At 70.0% G+C, this 16,837-nt stretch carries 18 protein-coding genes; 5 read left to right on the top strand and 13 right to left on the bottom strand.

Going from position 1 to position 16,837, the window contains the following annotated elements; all coding sequences use genetic code 11:
- Nucleotides 1-258: 258 nt before the first annotated feature.
- The 3 genes from ampD to gcvA all read right to left on the bottom strand — a co-directional run bounded on the left by ampD (nucleotide 259) and on the right by gcvA (nucleotide 4,151).
- Nucleotides 259-882 (bottom strand): 1,6-anhydro-N-acetylmuramyl-L-alanine amidase AmpD, encoded by a 624-nt coding sequence (ampD, locus tag BW991_RS18260; RefSeq protein ID WP_084205146.1) that lies wholly within the window; start codon nucleotides 880-882, stop codon nucleotides 259-261.
- Complete coding sequence (locus BW991_RS18255) at nucleotides 875-3,052, bottom strand: YgiQ family radical SAM protein (protein WP_212566922.1); 2,178 nt, start codon at nucleotides 3,050-3,052, stop codon at nucleotides 875-877. Before BW991_RS18255 ends, ampD begins: the two co-directional genes overlap by 8 nt.
- A gap of 115 nt (nucleotides 3,053-3,167) precedes the next feature.
- Nucleotides 3,168-4,151 carry a transcriptional regulator GcvA gene (gcvA, locus tag BW991_RS18250; protein WP_076603551.1) on the bottom strand — a complete coding sequence of 328 codons (984 nt, stop codon included), beginning with the start codon at nucleotides 4,149-4,151 and terminating at the stop codon, nucleotides 3,168-3,170.
- 116 nt (nucleotides 4,152-4,267) lie between these two features.
- On the opposite strand from gcvA, the gene BW991_RS23925 reads away from it, so the two are divergent.
- Nucleotides 4,268-4,444: a hypothetical protein gene (locus BW991_RS23925; RefSeq protein ID WP_170879134.1), complete on the top strand. Its 177-nt coding sequence runs from the start codon at nucleotides 4,268-4,270 to the stop codon at nucleotides 4,442-4,444.
- 26 nt (nucleotides 4,445-4,470) lie between these two features.
- On the opposite strand, the gene BW991_RS18245 is transcribed toward BW991_RS23925, so the two are convergent.
- The gene (locus tag BW991_RS18245) at nucleotides 4,471-4,848 is read right to left on the bottom strand and encodes a DUF2784 domain-containing protein (RefSeq protein ID WP_212566919.1); all 378 of its coding nucleotides are present in this window, start codon (nucleotides 4,846-4,848) and stop codon (nucleotides 4,471-4,473) included.
- A 10-nt stretch (nucleotides 4,849-4,858) separates the two neighbouring features.
- A complete protein-coding gene (locus BW991_RS18240) occupies nucleotides 4,859-5,848 on the bottom strand; it encodes a DMT family transporter (RefSeq protein WP_076603549.1) in 990 nt (329 codons plus the stop codon).
- Nucleotides 5,849-6,079: 231 nt separating this feature from the next.
- On the opposite strand from BW991_RS18240, the gene BW991_RS18235 reads away from it, so the two are divergent.
- From BW991_RS18235 to BW991_RS18220, 4 genes are all read left to right on the top strand, one after another.
- The gene (locus BW991_RS18235; protein WP_076603548.1) at nucleotides 6,080-6,865 is read left to right on the top strand and encodes a (Fe-S)-binding protein; all 786 of its coding nucleotides are present in this window, start codon (nucleotides 6,080-6,082) and stop codon (nucleotides 6,863-6,865) included.
- A complete protein-coding gene (locus tag BW991_RS18230; protein WP_076603547.1) occupies nucleotides 6,865-8,271 on the top strand; it encodes a LutB/LldF family L-lactate oxidation iron-sulfur protein in 1,407 nt (468 codons plus the stop codon). The genes BW991_RS18235 and BW991_RS18230 overlap by 1 nt, the downstream gene beginning before the upstream one ends.
- The gene (locus tag BW991_RS18225; protein WP_076603546.1) at nucleotides 8,268-8,909 is read left to right on the top strand and encodes a LutC/YkgG family protein; all 642 of its coding nucleotides are present in this window, start codon (nucleotides 8,268-8,270) and stop codon (nucleotides 8,907-8,909) included. Before BW991_RS18230 ends, BW991_RS18225 begins: the two co-directional genes overlap by 4 nt.
- 167 nt (nucleotides 8,910-9,076) lie before the next feature.
- The gene (locus BW991_RS18220) at nucleotides 9,077-9,436 is read left to right on the top strand and encodes a hypothetical protein (protein WP_076603545.1); all 360 of its coding nucleotides are present in this window, start codon (nucleotides 9,077-9,079) and stop codon (nucleotides 9,434-9,436) included.
- Between the two features lie 104 nt (nucleotides 9,437-9,540).
- On the opposite strand, the gene BW991_RS18215 is transcribed toward BW991_RS18220, so the two are convergent.
- The 8 genes from BW991_RS18215 to BW991_RS18180 all read right to left on the bottom strand — a co-directional run bounded on the left by BW991_RS18215 (nucleotide 9,541) and on the right by BW991_RS18180 (nucleotide 16,815).
- The gene (locus BW991_RS18215) at nucleotides 9,541-10,137 is read right to left on the bottom strand and encodes an acyl carrier protein phosphodiesterase (RefSeq protein WP_076603544.1); all 597 of its coding nucleotides are present in this window, start codon (nucleotides 10,135-10,137) and stop codon (nucleotides 9,541-9,543) included.
- A gap of 11 nt (nucleotides 10,138-10,148) precedes the next feature.
- Entirely contained in the window at nucleotides 10,149-11,027 is an 879-nt protein-coding gene (locus BW991_RS18210) for a LysR substrate-binding domain-containing protein (RefSeq protein ID WP_076603543.1), read from the bottom strand.
- The gene (locus tag BW991_RS18205; protein WP_076603542.1) at nucleotides 11,024-11,614 is read right to left on the bottom strand and encodes a DNA-3-methyladenine glycosylase I; all 591 of its coding nucleotides are present in this window, start codon (nucleotides 11,612-11,614) and stop codon (nucleotides 11,024-11,026) included. Before BW991_RS18205 ends, BW991_RS18210 begins: the two co-directional genes overlap by 4 nt.
- A 266-nt stretch (nucleotides 11,615-11,880) precedes the next feature.
- Complete coding sequence (locus BW991_RS18200) at nucleotides 11,881-13,170, bottom strand: cobyrinic acid a,c-diamide synthase CobB (RefSeq protein WP_076603541.1); 1,290 nt, start codon at nucleotides 13,168-13,170, stop codon at nucleotides 11,881-11,883.
- 11 nt (nucleotides 13,171-13,181) lie between these two features.
- Nucleotides 13,182-14,030, bottom strand: coding sequence for a uroporphyrinogen-III C-methyltransferase (gene cobA, locus BW991_RS18195; RefSeq protein ID WP_076603540.1), 849 nt, complete (start codon nucleotides 14,028-14,030; stop codon nucleotides 13,182-13,184).
- A 307-nt stretch (nucleotides 14,031-14,337) separates the two neighbouring features.
- The gene (gene cobO / locus BW991_RS18190; RefSeq protein WP_076603539.1) at nucleotides 14,338-14,949 is read right to left on the bottom strand and encodes a cob(I)yrinic acid a,c-diamide adenosyltransferase; all 612 of its coding nucleotides are present in this window, start codon (nucleotides 14,947-14,949) and stop codon (nucleotides 14,338-14,340) included.
- A gap of 9 nt (nucleotides 14,950-14,958) precedes the next feature.
- On the bottom strand, nucleotides 14,959-15,744 hold the full coding sequence (locus BW991_RS18185) for an ABC transporter ATP-binding protein (RefSeq protein ID WP_076603538.1): 786 nt from the start codon (nucleotides 15,742-15,744) through the stop codon (nucleotides 14,959-14,961).
- Nucleotides 15,745-15,834: 90 nt separating this feature from the next.
- The gene (locus BW991_RS18180) at nucleotides 15,835-16,815 is read right to left on the bottom strand and encodes a FecCD family ABC transporter permease (protein ID WP_076603537.1); all 981 of its coding nucleotides are present in this window, start codon (nucleotides 16,813-16,815) and stop codon (nucleotides 15,835-15,837) included.
- Between the last annotated feature and the right edge of the window lie 22 nt (nucleotides 16,816-16,837).

Below are 16,837 nucleotides of genomic sequence, written 5' to 3'. Positions count from 1 at the left end.
CGCTGCCCCGAGGCGCCCGAATCCGCTGGGAATCGCGCGCTGCCCCACTGCCAACTAATGAAAACTACGATTGAAAACTACATTGCTGCACTGCAGCAACAACCCTACTTTATTGATTTGATTGGGCTTGGTCAACCAGGCACGCGGCCTGAGAAGGTCCCTCCGCCCTCCTCCCGGACGCGAAGTCTTGCACAGCCGGGCCTTCGCGCGGTGCGAAAAAATTGTCACAAAAGATGTAACAGTCGCTTCCCGGAGTGCTCAGACCGGCTCGGACAGCGGTCCGCAGGCGAGTTCCGGCCGGCCTAGCGCCAACCGCAGACGCATCCAGTCGAAGCACGGACCGGGGTCGGTCTTGCGCCCGGGCGCGATGTCCGAGTGGCCCGCAATCGCCTCGATCGGGTAATTCGCACACAGCACGCGCAGCAGCGCGGCGAGGCGCGAGTACTGCGCCGGCTCGAAGGGCTGCGTGTCGCACCCTTCCAGCTCGATGCCGATCGAGAAGTCGTTGCAGCGCTCGCGTCCGCGCCAGCACGAGATGCCGGCGTGCCACGCGCGCGCGTCCGTGGGCACGAACTGCATCAGGCTGCCGTCGCGACGGATGAAGAAATGCGCGGACACGCGCAGGTGGGCGATCGCCGCGTAGGACGGGTGCGCGGCAGGGTCGAGGGCGTTCGTGAACAGTTGCGCGACGCCCGGACCGCCGAACTCGTCGGGGGGCAGGCTGATCGCGTGCACGACGATCAGCTTCACCTCGGTGTCCGCGGGACGCGCGTCGAAGTTCGGCGAGGGACAGCGCTGTGCGCCCTCCAGCCAGCCGGCACCAAGGCGCCCAAGGGCGTCGGCGGGCTCGCGGCGCGCAAGCTCCGTCGTCGGCTTACGCATGGCGCTTGCCCGTGCGGGCGGGCTTGGCGGTCGATGCCGGACCGGAACGCACCGGCGCTCGCCCTGCCTGCGGGCTGCGGCTGCCCGCCGGCGCCGGCCTGCCGCCGGGCTGGCGGGCGCCTGCAGCGCCCTTGGCCGCTCCGCGCGCGGGGGATGTCGCCGTGTGCCCGGTCGCGGGCAACGGCACGCCCGGCTGGTGACGCGGCACGAGACAGTTCGGTCCATTGCCGATGAGGTCCGCGCGCCCCATCTGCTGCAGCGCCTCGCGGATCAGCGGCCAGTTCTCCGGGTCGTGCCAGCGCAGCAGCGCCTTGTGCAGCTTGCGGACCTTGCCCGCGCGGGCGGTCTCGACGATCTCGGAATCCGCCGACACCTTGCGCAGCGGGTTGCGGCGGCTGTGGTACATCGTCGTCGCCATCGCCATCGGCGTGGGCAGGAAAGTCTGCACCTGGTCGGGCCTGAAACCCTGCTTCTTCAGCCACAGCGCGAGGTTCACCATGTCCTCGTCTGTCGTCCCGGGGTGCGCGGCGATGAAGTAGGGGACGAGGTGCTGCTTCTTGCCCGCCTCCTGCGAGTACTTCTCGAACATCGCGGCGAACTTCTCGTAGGTGCCGATGCCGGGCTTCATCATCTTGGACAGCGGCCCTTCCTCGGTATGCTCGGGGGCGATCTTGAGGAGCCCGCTGACGTGATGCGTGACGAGCTCCTTGACGTACTCGGGCGAGCGCACCGCGAGGTCGTAGCGCAGGCCGGAGCCGATCGTCACGCGCTTGACGCCCGGAATCGCGCGCGCCTTGCGGTACAGCGACACGAGCGGCGCGTGGTCGGTGTTGAGGTTCTCGCAGATGCCGGGATAGACGCACGACAGGCGCCGGCACGAGGTCTCGATCTTCTTGTCCTTGCACGCGAGCCGGTACATGTTCGCGGTGGGGCCGCCGAGGTCGGTGATGTGGCCCTTGAAGTCCGGCGTCCTGTCGCGGATCTCCTCGATCTCGTGCAGGATCGATGCTTCCGAACGGCTCTGGATGATGCGCCCCTCGTGCTCGGTGATCGAGCAGAAGGTGCAGCCGCCGAAACAGCCGCGCATGATGTTGATCGAGAACTTGATCATGTCCCAGGCCGGGATGCGCGCGTCGCCGTAGGCGGGATGCGGCCGGCGGGCGTAGGGCAGGCCAAAGACGAAGTCCATCTCGGGCGTCGTCAGCGGGATCGGCGGCGGGTTGAGCCACACGTCGCGCCGGCCGGGCCCTTCGCCATGCGCCTGCACCAGCGCGCGGGCGTTGCCGGGATTCGATTCGAGATGGAAGATGCGCGAGGCGTGGGCGTACATCACCGGGTCGGCGCTGACGGTCTCGTAGGCCGGCAGGCGGACCACCATCTTGCCGCGGGCGGCGCGGCGCGCGGCGACGCGTTCCGCAGCCGGGACGATACGCACCGCCTGGGCGCCGTCCGCGGTGGCCGGCATGGATGCCTGCTGCGGCTCCATCGCATACGGGTCGGGATGGGGCTCGACGCGGCCAGGACGGTCGAGGGTCAGCGAGTCGATCTCGCCCCACTCCTCGCCCGGCAGCCAGCCCGGCTTGACCATGAAGGCGGTGCCGCGCAGGTCGCGGATCGCTTCGATCGGCTCGCCGGCATCGAGACGGCGCGCCAGCGCGACGAGCGCGCGCTCGGCATTGCCGAAGATCAGGAGGTCTGCCTTGGAGTCGGGCAGCACCGAACGGCGCACCTTGTCGGACCAGTAGTCGTAATGCGCGATGCGGCGCAGCGAGGCCTCGATGCTGCCGATGACGACGTTGGCGTCGGGAAAGGCCTCGCGCGCGCGCTGCGCGTAGACCGTCACCGCACGATCGGGCCGCCTGCCGGCTTCGGCGCCGGGCGTGTAGGCGTCGTCGGAGCGGATCTTGCGGTCCGAGGTGTAGCGGTTGACCATCGAGTCCATGTTCCCCGCGGTGATGCCGAAGAACAGGCGCGGCCGGCCGAGCGCGCGGAAGGGTTCCGCGCTCTTCCAGTCCGGCTGGCTGATGATGCCGACGCGAAAGCCCTGCGCCTCGAGCATCCGCCCGATCAGGGCCATGCCGAAGCTGGGGTGGTCGATATAGGCATCCCCGGTGACGAGGATCACGTCGCACGCGTCCCAGCCGAGTGCTTTCATCTCGGTGCGGGACATCGGCAGGAAGGGCGCGGGGCGGGCCGGCGGGCGGGCGCCCGCGGCGATGCTGGGGGGAGAATCCGGATTCATTGTCGCGTGCATTGTACTCGGACGCCCGGGCGTCCCGTTCGGTTCAATCGGCGAGCGCGGGCTGCGCGTCCGCCAGGCGGATCGCGTCGCGGCGCGCCTCGTCCAGCAGCCATTCGCGGAAGGCAGTGACCGTGACCCGCGGGACGAGCGCCTGCGGCGTCACGATGTAGTAGGCGAAGCGGCGCCGCAGGCTAATGCCGAAGGGCATGACGAGGCGGCCGGCGGCGACCTCCGCGGCGACCAGCGGCTTGGACACCAGCGCGACGCCCAGCCCGTCGAGCGCGGCGGCGATCGCAAGGCCCGAGTCGCTGAAGTGCAGGCCGGCGTCCGCGCGCACCGAGGTGACGCCCGCGGCCTGCAGCCATTCAGCCCAGGTCGGCCGCTCGCGCGTGTCGGGCACCGTGTCGTCGTGGATCAGGTTGTGGCGGCGCAGGTCTGCCGGCTGGCGCAGCGGGATCTTCGCGCGCAGCAGCGCCGGGCTGCACACCGCGGTGTATTCGGGTTCGAGCAGCATTTCGCTGCGATACCCCGGATAGGCGCCCGTGCCGAAGCGGATCCACAGCTGGCCGCCCTCGGCGCGCTGGGTGAGCGGCTCGATGCCCAGCCCCGCGGCGTCGCGGCCGTCGATCGCCTTGGTGGCGCTCGCCAGATGCAGCTCGATCTGCGGATGCAGTTCGGCGAAGCGCTGCAGGCGGGGGACGAGCCAGCGCGACGCGAACGACGGCGGCGCGACGACCGACAGGCGGCTCAGCGGCCGCATCGCGCGGACCGCCTCGACCGACTCGGCGATCGCGCTCATCGCTTCGCGCAGCTTGGGCAGCATCGCCTCGCCTTCCGGCGTGAGTTCGAGCGCACGCGTCAGGCGCCGGAACAGGGGCACACCGAGGTCCTGCTCGAGGCCGCGGATCTGGTGGCTGATCGCGGTCGGCGTGACCGAGAGTTCCTCGGCGGCAAGCTTGAAGCTCAGGTGACGCGCGGCGACCTCGAAGGCACGCAGCGCGTTGAGCGGCGGAAGACGGACGGGCATACGGATGAGATTTTCTAAGTCATCGCATGATGAACGATCGTTTGTTGCAATGCAACAACCCCCGTACAGTCGCGGCCATGCCCTCACGACGGGCTGCACTGTCAAGGAGCCGCACAATGGACAACGACTATCTCTTCTATCAAGGCCGAATCCGCGAAGCGCAGCGTCTGCGCAACGAAGCCCTGGGCCAGATCCTGGCCGACGGCTGGCACGGCGCAAAACGCCTCGTTGCCCGTATCGCACGCGCCGTGGTCGACCATCTGCTCGGCCCAAGCTACTCCCAACCCCGCTGAGCCAACGCGCCCCATGAGGGCGCCGGTCAATCGCCCGCCCTGCGCCGTCGCCGACGCAGGGCGACGATGCCGTACACGAGCACGTTGATCGCCAGCACCAGCAGTCCGAGCACGAGCTGGACTTGCGGCGTGAGCCCCGCCGGGTAGATCAGCGGGATCAGGTAGTGTTCGACGAACCCCCCGCGGTAGTCCACGCCCCCCGCCGCCCGCCGCAGCGCGTTCTCGAGCGGGGTCAGCGGACAGGTCCAGCCGATCAGTTCGATACCCGCCCCGTACGCCGCGACCGGCAGGTGCACCCACTTTGCGCGCGACCAACGCAGTGTCAACAGCCCGCCGAGCACGACGAAGGCGATGAAGAGGGCGTGCACCAGCACGACGAGATCGGCCGCCATCAACGCAAACACTGTTTTCTCCTCAAGATCCGCTTGCGGCGGGCCGGAACACGCGCACGCCCAGCAGCACGCCTGCGACCAGCAGCACGATGCCTGCCGCCTCGCCGAGGCCCGGCCAGCGCCCGTACCACAGGAAAGCATAGAGCAGCGCCGCCAGGGTTTCGAACACGATGAGCTGGCCCGCAAGCGCAGGGGGTAGCAGGTGGCTCGCGCGGTTCCACAACAGCGTGCCCAGCCACGATGCGGCCAGGCCCACGAGCAGCATCAGGCCGACGAAGGCCAGCGGCCGCGGCCCGAAGGGCCAGTCGAACGCCTCCGCCGGCGCGGCGATGCCCTGCCACAAGGCGAAGCCGACCGCCGCGGCAAGCGCGAGCGGCAGCGTCACGAGCCCCTGCGCAGTCGCCCAGGGCCGCGCCAGCCCCGGCCCGCGTGCGCGCAGCCAGCGCCCGTTGCGGATCGGATACCAGGTCCACGACGCGACCGCGACGGCGGCCAGCAACAGGCCCAGCGCGTAGCGCAGTCCGCCGTGGGCGCTCTCGCCTCCCTGCCCGGCCGCGTCTGCGGCATGCGCGGAGGGATCGAGCTGCACGACCGCGAGGCCTGCAAGGATGACCACGAGCGGTAGTGCGAGGCGCCGCCACGCGACGACATCGGCGGCATTGCCGGCACGGCGCTCGGCAATGTTCGCGCAGATCGCGATGACGACCGGCAGTGTGCCGATCATCAGCGTCGGCACCGGCGCGCCGGCGAGCTGGATCGCGCTCGCGAGCGTCGTGTAATAGACGAGGTTGCCGACCAGCGCGAGCTTGCCGGCCTCGACCCAGTCGGCTCGCGTGAGCCTTGCCAGTGCCGCGCGGTCCATCCAGACAAGGCCGAGGGCGAGGACGCCGAAGGCGATGTAGCGCCCGAACGCGAGCACGATGCCAGGGTAGTCCCCGAGCATCAGAGGCACGACGAACACGAGCCCCCACAACAGCCCCGCGCCGAGCGCTGCGAGCAAACCAGCCAGCATGGATTCCTTCCCCGGATCGAAGGCGCGCAGTGTGCCATGCAACGCCCTGACGGGGGTGCGGGGAAACCCTGAGCGCGCGCGAATCGGCGTTGGCAGCTGCTATGCTGCCCAAGACATGAAGCAGGCTCATCGCCGGGCTGAAAATCCCTCGCCGCGGGCCGCCGCGGAGCTTGTTAACATCGCTCCACCTCGTTTCACCACCATTCCGAACAAGAACCGGAGACCTCCCTCATGACCGAATCGCCCACCCGCGGGCCGCGCGTCGGACTGTTCGCCACCTGTCTGATGAACGTGTTCCGTCCGAACGTCGGCTTCTCGGCGGTGAAGCTCCTCGAAGACGCCGGCTGTACCGTCGAGGTGCCCGCGAACCAGACCTGCTGCGGCCAGCCCGGCTACAACAGCGGCGACTACGACGCCGCGCGCGCACTCGCCCGCCAGGTGATCGAAACCTTCGAGCACTACGACTACATCGTCGGGCCGTCCGGCTCGTGCATGGCGACGATCCGCCACGACTATCCGGTGCTGTTCCAGGACGACCCGGTGTGGCTGCCGCGCGCACAGGCGCTATCGGAGAAGGCTTGGGAGCTGCTGTCCTTCCTCACCGACGTGCTCGGGGCCACCGCATCCGATTCGCACTACGACGGCACCGTGACCTACCACGACTCCTGTTCCGGCCTGCGCGGCCTGGGCATCAAGGGCCAGCCGCGCACGCTGCTGGGCGAGGTCGACGGCCTCAGGCTCAAGGAGATGGAAGACAGCGAGGTGTGCTGCGGCTTCGGCGGCACCTTCTGCGTGAAGTACCCGGAGATCTCCGAGAAGATGGTCGAGGACAAGGTGAAGAACATCCTCGCGACCGGCGCCGACACCGTGGTCGGCGGCGACCTCGGCTGCCTGATGAACATCGCCGGGCGGCTGAAGCGCATCAACGCGCCGGTGAAGGTCTTCCACACCGCCGAAGTCCTGGCCGGCCTCGCCGACGGACCGGGCCTCGCCGGCGCCGCGAAGGAGTCCGACTGATGGAAATCCGTTCTAACGAATTCAAGCAGCGCGCGGTCTTCGCGATCCACGACGCGAGCCTGCAGCAGGCGCTGGGCAAGGCGCGCGGCGGCTTCGTAGGCAAGCGCGCGCAGCAGGCGGCGGAGTTGCCGGAATTCGAGCAGCTGCGCGAGGAAGCGAAGAACACCAAGAATCACATCCTCGACAACCTCGATCACTACCTCGAACGCTACGAGGCGGCGGTGACGGCCGCCGGCGGCCACGTGCATTGGGCGCGTGACGCGGAGGAAGCGCGCAAGATCATCCTCGACATCTGCAAGCGCGTCGACGCCAAGACCGTCACCAAGGGCAAGTCGATGGTGTCGGAGGAGATCGGCCTCAACGAGGCACTGATCGAGCATGGCATGGAGGTCGTCGAGACCGATCTCGGCGAATACATCATCCAGCTCGCGCACGAGCCGCCCTCGCACATCATCGCGCCCGCCGTGCACAAGACCAAGGACCAGGTTTCGGACCTTTTCGAGGCCGCGCATGGCGGACCGAGAAAAACGGAAGTGCCCGACCTCGTCAACGAGGCGCGCATGGTGTTGCGCGACAAGTATTTCCGCGCCGACGTCGGCATCACCGGCGGCAACTTCCTCGTCGCCGAAACCGGCTCGTCGATCATCGTCACGAACGAAGGCAATGGCGACCTGACGCAGACGCTGGCGAAGGTGCATATCGTCACCTCCGGCATCGAGCGCGTCGTGCCGACGCTCGACGACGCGACGCTGTTCCTGCGCCTCTTGGCGCGCAGCGCCACCGGCCAGGAGACCGAGACCTACACGACGATCTCGACCGGCCCGCGCCGCGCCGACGACCTCGACGGCCCCGAGGAGTACCACGTCGTGCTGGTCGACAACGGCCGCTCGAAGATGCTCGGCGGGCGCTTCAAGGACATGCTGCGCTGCATCCGCTGCGGCGCGTGCATGAACCACTGCCCGGTGTATGGCGCGGTCGGCGGCCACGCCTACGGCTGGGTGTATCCCGGGCCGATGGGCTCGGTGCTGACGCCGCTGATCAAGGGGCTGGACAACGCCTACGACCTACCCAACGCGTGCACGCTCAACGGCCGCTGCGCCTCCGTGTGCCCGGTGAAGATCCCGCTGCCGGACCTGCTGCGCGAGCTGCGCCACATGCAGCACCAGCAGGACATCACGCCGGTGATGCAGCGGCGCGCGCTGAAGGTGTGGCGCTACGTCGCGACGCGGCCGAAGCTGTATCACGCGCTCGAACAGGTCGGTGCGCGCTTCCTGTCGGCGATCGCCAGGAACGGCAGCATCCGCCGCCTGCCGCTCGCGAGCGGCTGGACCGACGTGCGCGACCTGCCGGCCCCGGCGGGACGCACCTTCCTTGAATTGTGGCAAGGCAAGCGAGGCCAGAAATGACTGCAGCAGCGAACGCCCGCGAGGCGATCCTCAACTCCGTCCGCTCCGCGCTGCGGCGCGGACCGCTCGACGACACGCGGCGCGCCGAACTCGACGCGCGCCGCCCGCGCCACACCCGCCCCGCGCAGGACGAGGAACTCGTCGCGCGCTTCATCCGCAAGTTCGAGAGCCGCGCCGGCACGACCGCGCGCGTCGCGAGCCGCGCCGACGTGCCCGCCGCGGTCGAGGCCTATCGCGTCGAGAAGGGCTTGCCCGCGCGCGCCGCAGTCGGCGCCGCACTGAAGGATCTCGCGTTTCCGGGCCTCGAGATCCATCACGAGCCGGCCGGCATCAGCGAGACGATGGCAGTGTCGCAGGCGCTCGCCGGCATCGCCGAGCCGGGCAGCCTGATGATGGCCTCCGGCCCGGCGAGCCCGATCACGCACAACTTCGTGCCCGACGACCACGTCGTCGTGCTCGACGCGGGCGCAATCGTCGGCCACTTCGAGGAGGCGTGGGAAGTCCTGCGCGCCCGCCCCGAAGGCATGCCGCGTGCGACCAACATCATCTCCGGCCCGTCGCGCACCGCCGACGTCGAACAGACCATCCAGCTCGGCGCGCACGGCCCGCGCCGCGTGCATGTGATCATCGTCGGCTGAGGCCGGCGGCTTGGTCCTGGGGGCGGCCGCATGCCCCCGGACCAAGCCGCAAGATGCATATTCGCTTACAACTCGGCGACAACTTCTCCGGTCGATCTCGCGTTTAATGCGCATGGGGACAACGGTACGCGCTGCGTGACGATGTCCGGTCAGTCAGGAGAAGAACCATGAAATCGAAAGCCCTCAAACTGCTTGCCGCGATGATCGCCGGGGGTACCCTGATCGCTGCCACGCCCGCCCATGCCGACCGCGACCACTGGCGCGACGACGGCTATCGCGAGTGGCGCGGCGATGATCACCGCCACGGCCACTACAAGAAATACCGCGACCGCGAGCGCATCGTGATCCGCGAACGGATCGTCGAGCGCCGGCCGGTGGTGCGCGAATACCGCTACTACGAGCGCCCGATCGGCTATTACGCGCCGGCGCCGGTCTATGCTCCGGTGTACGCGCCGCGCTACTATCCGCGCGATCCCGCGATCACGATCGGCGTCGATATCCCGCCGCTGGTCATTCCGTTGCGTTGACGCAACACACTTTCTGACCAGCAGCGAAAAACCGTTCGCCTGAGCCTGTCGAAGCCCAAGCCCTTCGACAGGCTCAGGGCGAACGGACGAATCTGATTGCCGCCTCAATAGCGGGGTCCGCGCAGGGCCCGGCAGTTCGCCGCGAACGCCTCGGCGGCCGCGATGAACTCGAAGAAATCCGCCTCGAAACCTGCGTAGTCGGCGAGCAGCTCGGCGCCGCTGCCGGTCAGCGGATTGGCACGGCGCAAGCGCAGTGCCATGCGGTCCAGCGCCATCGCGATGACGTCCGCCGAGCGGTAACTCCCCAGCCAGTCCGATTCGCGCATGCGCGGCAGGATTGCCGCCAGGCGCGGCGGCAGCAGCGTGCCGTTCGCATCCATCAGCGCGTACATCGTCGTGCTGAAGCGCCCGAGCGGCTCGTCGTCGAAACGGTCCCAGTGCAGCGCGAGGAAATGGTCGTAGAACATATCGACCATCACCCCGGCGACGCGCCGTCGCTCGGGCGACACCCGCGCGCGGCTGCGCCGGAAAGCAGGGTGGGTTTCGGCAAAGACGTCGATCTGGCGGTGCAGGCGTACGCCCTCGGCAATATCCGGCGGCAAGCCGGCGGGCAGCGCCCCTTTCACGAAGTCGCCCATCAGGCCGCCAAGACGGTCCGCAGGGGAATCGCCGGCGAGCCAGGCGTGCGCGAGGAAGTTCATGTCCGGCCTGCCTAGGGGAACGCGGCCGCGAGCCAGTCGATGAATTCCTGCACCACGGCGCGCTTGCTCTGCGCCGGCGTCGTCACCGCGTAGTACGTGAAGGGCGCGGGCGCGGACACGCCGAAGAGCGGCACCAGCCGCCCCGTCTCGACCCACGCCGCGGACAGGCGCCGCGTGCCCACCGCCGCGCCCAGGCCGGCCGCGGCGATCTCCATCAGCATGCCCAGGTCGTTGAACACCGCGCCGCGCTCGGGCTCGCCCCAGTCGAGGCCGGCCGCGAGGAAACACGGACGCCACGGCAGCAGCGGCGAGCGCAGCAATTCCAGTCCGGCGAGCTCCGCCATGCCGGCCGGCGCATGCGCGGCGACCCACGACGGCGCGGCGAGCGGCACCATCGTGTCGTCGAAGAGCTTGCGCACGACGCGCTCCGGGTAATCGCCACGCCCCCAGCGCACCTCGACGTCCGCGGCCTCGGCGGTGACATCCTGCAGCGGGATCGACAGGTGCGCTTCCAGTTCAACCTCCGGATGCGCGCGCAGGTATTCGGGCAGGCGCGCCATCAACAACTGGCGCGCAAAGGTCGGCGGCAGCGATACGCGCAGGCGCTCGCGTTCGGGCCGCAGCACCGCGCCGGCCTGCGCGAGCTTGTCGAAAGCCTCGCGCACGCTGTCGAGATACAGCCGCCCGGCAGTCGTCGGCCGCACCCCGCCCGACGCACGCTCGAACAAGACCGTACCGAGCTGGGTTTCGAGCTGGCGGATGCGATGGCTCACCGCGCTCGGCGTCACGCATAGCTCTTCGGCCGCCTGCGCGAAGCCGCCCAGGCGCGCGGCCGCCTCGAAGGCCGCCAGTGCGTGCATCGGCGGCACGTGGCGCAGCGGCGCGCTCACGCCCGGCTCCGCAAGCGGGCGATCTCCCTGACTTCGCGGTGGCGCGGGCAGGCGACGACATGGTCGTTGGTCATGCCCGCCGCCTGCATCAGCGCGTAGCAGATCGTGCTGCCGACGAACTTGAAGCCGCGCGCCTTCAGCGCCTTGCTCATCGCGTCGGACTGCGGCGTGGTCGCGGGGATCTCGCCGAGCGCGGAGAAGGCGTTCTGCACCGGCTCGCCGTCGACGAAGCTCCACAGCCAGGCGACGGGATCGGTCCCCGCATCGCGCAGGTCGAGCCAGGCACGCGCGTTGAGGATCGCCGCATCGATCTTCGCGCGGTTGCGGATGATGCCGGCGTCGGCGAGCAGCTCCGCCTTCTTGGCGTCGTCGTAGCGCACGATGCGCTCGGGGTCGAAGCCGTCGAACACCGCACGGTAACGCTCGCGCTTCCTCAGCACGGTGATCCACGACAGCCCCGCCTGCGCGCCTTCGAGGACGAGGAATTCGAACAGCGTGCGCGCGTCGTCGGTCGGCACGCCCCATTCGGTGTCGTGGTAATGGACGTACAGCGGATCATTGCCCGCCCAGGCGCAGCGCTCGGTCATGCGGCTCCTCCGGTGGGCGCGCTTCGCGCGCCCCGATGATCGGCAAAGTTTAACCCGTTCGCTCCTCTCGCCACGAACGCCGGGAATTCCGCACCCTGCCCCCTGACGCCGACGGTTTTCCCCTCAGGTCCCCTCCGGACCCGTAGTGCGGGAGCCGCCGATGGCGTATCCCGCCGGCCCAGGCTCGGTGCTGGCGGGATACGCCGCGTGGCGGGATGCGCTGCGCTCCTCCCGCCCTACGGGAGCGCGGGCGCTGCCGCCCGTGGTCAGACGAAGAGACCCGCCACGGCTGCCGGGTTCGACGGAAAGTAGAAATGCACGTAAGACGCGGTGAGCCGCCCCTGGCGGTAGATCGCCTCGCCCTCGCGCCCGTCCGGCGTCTGCGCGCGCACGAGGGGCGCGAGCGGGGTGTCGCTCTTCGAATAATGGAAGGTGTGGCCGGTGAGTTGCCCTTCCGGAAGTTCGGCCAGCTGCATCCCGAGCGCCGCGAGCCGCTGCTGCATCACCGCCCGCCCCGGCAGCAGGCCGGCAAAGGCATGCGCCTGGCCGGCCTTGTCGACGACCGTCTCGAAGAGGCTCATCATCCCGCCGCACTCGGCGAGCAGCGGCTTGCCCGCCGCCGCGTGCGCCCGCAGTCCGGCGAAGAAATGCGGGTTCGCCGCGAGCGCCTCGCCGTGCAGCTCGGGATAGCCGCCCGGCAGCCACGCGGCGTCGCACTCGGGCAGTGCGTCGCCGGCGAGCGGTGAAAAGAATTCGAGCCGTGCACCGAGCCCGCTCAAGGTGTCGAGGTTGGCCGGGTAGATGAAGCCGTAGGCCGCATCGCGCGCAATCGCGATCGTGCGCCCGGCCAGCAGCGGGGGCAGTTGCGGCGGCAGCGCTGCTGGAAACTCCACCGGCTCCGGCAGATCGGCCGCGCCGGTCTCCGCGATGCCGTCGGCGAAGCGGTCCAGCCGCGCTTCCAGGTCGGCGATCTCCGCCGCCTGCAACAGGCCCAGGTGGCGCTCCGGCAGCCCGGCCTGCACGTCGCGCGACAAGGCGCCATACCAGCGCATGCCCGCGGGCAAGGTCGCCTGCAGCATCTCCGCATGGCGCGCGCTGCCGACGTGGTTCGCGAGCACGCCGGAAAACGGCAGGCCCGGCTGGTAATGCGCGAGCCCGTAGGCCACCGCGCCGAAGGTCTGCGCCATCGCGCGCGCATCGATCACCGCCATCACCGGCAGGCCGAAGCGGCGCGCGATGTCGGCGCCGGAAGGGGTGCCGTCGTAGAGGCCCATCACGCCCTCCACGAGGATCAGGTCGGCCTCGCGCGCGGCCGCGTACAGGCGCCACGCCGCGTCAGCGTCGCCGCACATGCCGAGGTCGAGGTTGTACACCGGCGCGCCGCTCGCAACCGCATGGATCTGCGGATCGAGGAAGTCGGGGCCGCATTTGAACACGCGCACGCGCCGCCCCTGTCGCGCGTGCAGACGCGCGAGCGCTGCGGTGACGGTGGTCTTGCCTTGGCCCGAAGCGGGTGCGGCGATGAAAAGCGCCGGGCAGCGTGCCATATCGTTCATTCCGCCATCCCTCATTCCTGGTCATCCCCGCGATGCACGACGGTGCAGCCGGCGTGGGGAGGATGCGCGACCGGCACGCTGTCCGGCGCGAACCACGCGAGACGCGGATACAGACCGACGACGTCGCCGACGATGGTCAGCGCCGGCGGGCGGATGCCCTCGTCCGCGACCACCTGCGGCAGGTTCGCGAGCGTGCCGACGGCGACGCGCTGGGCCTGCGTCGTACCGCGTTCGACGACGCCGGCCGGGGTTTCCGCGGGCAGGCCATGGGCGACGAGTTCGCGGCAGATGTCGGGCAGGCGCGAGATGCCCATGTAGATCACCAGCGTCTGGCCGCGCCGCGCGAGCATGGGCCAGTCGAGATCGAGCGCGCCGTCCTTGAGGAAGCCGGTCGTGAACACCACCGAACGGGCATGGTCGCGGTGCGTGAGCGGGATGCCGGCGTAGGCGGCGATGCCCGCCGCGGCGGTGACGCCGGGCACGACCTCGACGGTGATGCCGGCCGCGACGAGCACTTCCATTTCCTCCCCGCCGCGCCCGAAGATGAAGGGGTCTCCCCCCTTCAGGCGCACGACGCGCTTGCCCGCCTGCGCGAGGCGCACCAGCAGCAGGTTGATGTCGTCCTGCGGCAGCGTGTGGTCGGCGGCCTTCTTGCCGACGTAATGGCGTTCGGCCGACGCCGGCGCGAGATCCACGATCGCCGGGCTGACGAGGTTGTCGTAGACGACCGCGTCCGCGCCCGCAACGAGGCGCGCGCCGCGCAGGGTCAGCAGCTCGGGGTCGCCGGGACCGGCGCCGACGAGGTAGACGTGGCCCGGCGCGGGGCCGGGGCGGGGATTCGGGAGGTCGGGAAGGGACATGGGGATTTCTCGTCGTTATCGGCCCGGCAAACAATCAGGGGTGCAGGTTGAGTGCGGCACGGTCGCTCCCTCCCCTTCAAGGGGGCGGAGGCGGGGTTTCGCAGAGCACCGCTCTGCGCCGCCGCAGCGGCGGAGCGAAGCGAAGACTCCCGGGCTGGGGTGGGGATGGGTTATGCAGACGTCGCCGAAACCCATCCCCCTCCTAACCTCCCCCTTGAAGGGGGAGGGACACGGTCCCCGTGCAGACTTCATATTTCCTTGCCAGGTTAATTGTCGTACCGGCGCCGGGATCGTTCGTATCCGCGGCTCAGAACTCCAGGCCCGGCATCGCCTTCACGCCGGCGGCGAAGGCGTGCTTGACGAGGCCCATGTCGGTCACCGTGTCGGCCGCTTCGACGAGTTCGGGCGGGGCCGCGCGGCCGGTCACGATCACGTGCTGCGCCGCGGGCCGCGCGCGGAGATCCGCGAGCACCGTCTCCACGTCAAGGTAGCGGTACTTCAGCGCGATGTTCAACTCGTCGAGCACCACCAGCCCGATCGCGGGATCGCGCAGCAGCGCCCGCGCCTGTTCCCACGCGGCCTGCGCGCTCGCCACGTCGCGCGCGCGGTCCTGCGTGTCCCACGTGAAGCCTTCGCCCATCACGTGCCACACGACGTCGGGCTGGCGGCGGAAGAACGCCTCCTCGCCGGTGTCCGAGCGGCCCTTGATGAACTGCACGACGCCCACCTTCATGCCGTGGCCGAGCGCACGCGCGACGACGCCGAAGGCGGCGCTCGACTTGCCCTTGCCGTTGCCGGTATTGACCAGCAGCACGCCGCGCTCGTTCTGCGCCGCGGCGATCTTTTCGTCGACGACCGCTTTCTTGCGCTGCATGCGCTCGGCGTGACGGGCGTTCCTGTCCGTGTCGGGGGTATTCATGTCTTTGTTCTAGTCGGGGATGAAAAGGGTGCGCCCGTCGACGTCGAGGCGGCGGATCGGGTGCTCGAAGGCACGGCTGAGGTGGTCCGGCTGCAGGACGTCGTCGCGCGTGCCGGCCAGCACGCCGCCCTTGCCGTCGAGCAGGATCACGTGGTCGGCGAAACGGGTCGCCAGGTTGATGTCGTGCAATACCATCACGATGCCGTGCCCCTGGCGCCGGAGGCGTGCGAACAGCTCCAGCACCGCGATCTGGTAGTGCAGATCGAGGTGATTCGTCGGCTCGTCGAGCAGGAAGAGCCGCGGGGCCTGCGTCAGCAGCGTCGCGATCGACACGCGCTGGCGCTCCCCGCCGGACAGGCTGAGGACGTCGCGTCCAGCGAGCTCCGCGAGGCCCACCTCGGTCAGTGCCGCCTGCGCGACGGCAACGTCTTCGGCACTCTCCCAGCCCCACCGACCGAGATGCGGGTGGCGGCCGATCAGCGTGGTCTGCAGCACCGAGGCGGAAAAATGGTCCGGCTGCTGCTGCGCGAGGAGCCCGCGAAAGCGCGCCGCCGCGAGGCTGTCCCAGTCGGCGTAGGGGCGGCCGCCGAGGCGCACGCTGCCCACCGTCGGCGCACGCAGGCCGGCCAGCGTGTGCAGCAGCGTGGTCTTGCCGGCGCCGTTGGGCCCGAGCAGCACGAGGCATTCGCCCGCCGCCAGGCGCAGGCTGAATTCGCAGCACAGCCAGCGTTCGCCGACCTGCAGCGCGAGGCGGTCGGCTTCCAGCAGGACGAGGGAAGAATCGGTCGAAGCCATCACGCCCTCCGCCGGGCCGTCCCCAAGAGGGCGTGCGCCCCCTTGCGGGGCTGCGGAGCAAGGTCGGTTGCGAGCACGGCGCGCACCATCTCAGCGCGGATTCCGCGACAGCAGGAAGAGGAACACCGGCACGCCGATCAGCGCGGTCAGCACGCCGACCGGCAGCTGCACGGGCGCCATCACGGTGCGCGCAGCGGTGTCGGCGAAGGTCAGCAGCGTGCCGCCGGCGAGCAGCGCGGCCGGCAGCAGCAGGCGCTGGTCGTTGCCGATCGCGAAGCGCACGACGTGCGGCACGATCAGGCCGACGAAGCCGACGGAGCCGACCAGCGTCACCGCCGCCGCGGTCAGCAGCGAGGCGAGCACGTACAGCAGATAGCGCAGCCGCTGCACGCGCACGCCCAGGGCGGTCGCCGTCGCCTCGCCGCGCGCGAGCACGTTGAGGTCGCGAGCGAACGGCAACACCACGACGAGCCCCGCGCCGAGCACCGCAAGCGCCGGCCACGGCCGGCTCGCGCCGCTCGCATCGCCCATCAGCCAGAACAGCATCGACTGCAGGCGCGTGTCCGTCGCCAGCGACAGCATCAGCGTCACCGCCGCGCCGCAGCCGGCCGCGACGATGACGCCGGTGAGCAGCAGGCGGGTCTGCGTCCACGAGCCGTCGCCGTGCGCCAGTCCGAACACCACCAGCATCGCCGCGAGCGCGCCGCCGAAGGCCGCGCCATCGACGGCCCAGGACGACGCGCCGGCGAGCATCGCCGCCAGCGCCCCGACCGCCGCCCCGCCCGACACGCCCAGCACGTAGGGATCGGCGAGCGGATTGCGCAGCAGCACCTGCATCAGCGCGCCGGCCAGCGCCAGCAGCCCGCCGCACACGAACACCGCGACCGCACGCGGCAGGCGCAGCTCGCGCACGACGTCGGCGGCCATGCCTTCGGCACCGCGGAAGAGCGCATCGAAGACCTCGCCGAGGCCGATCGGCAGGTCGCCGGCGGCAAGCGCCCACGCCAGCGCGCACGCGCCCGCAAGCACCAGCCCTGCAATCACGTAGCCCGACGATGTGCGTCCTGGCATGAGTCTCCCGTCATCCGGTCGG

The organism is Aromatoleum tolulyticum (assembly GCF_900156155.1).
GTDB classification, from domain to species: Bacteria; Pseudomonadota; Gammaproteobacteria; order Burkholderiales; family Rhodocyclaceae; genus Aromatoleum; species Aromatoleum tolulyticum.
This window is presented reverse-complemented; position numbering and strand designations above follow the sequence as displayed.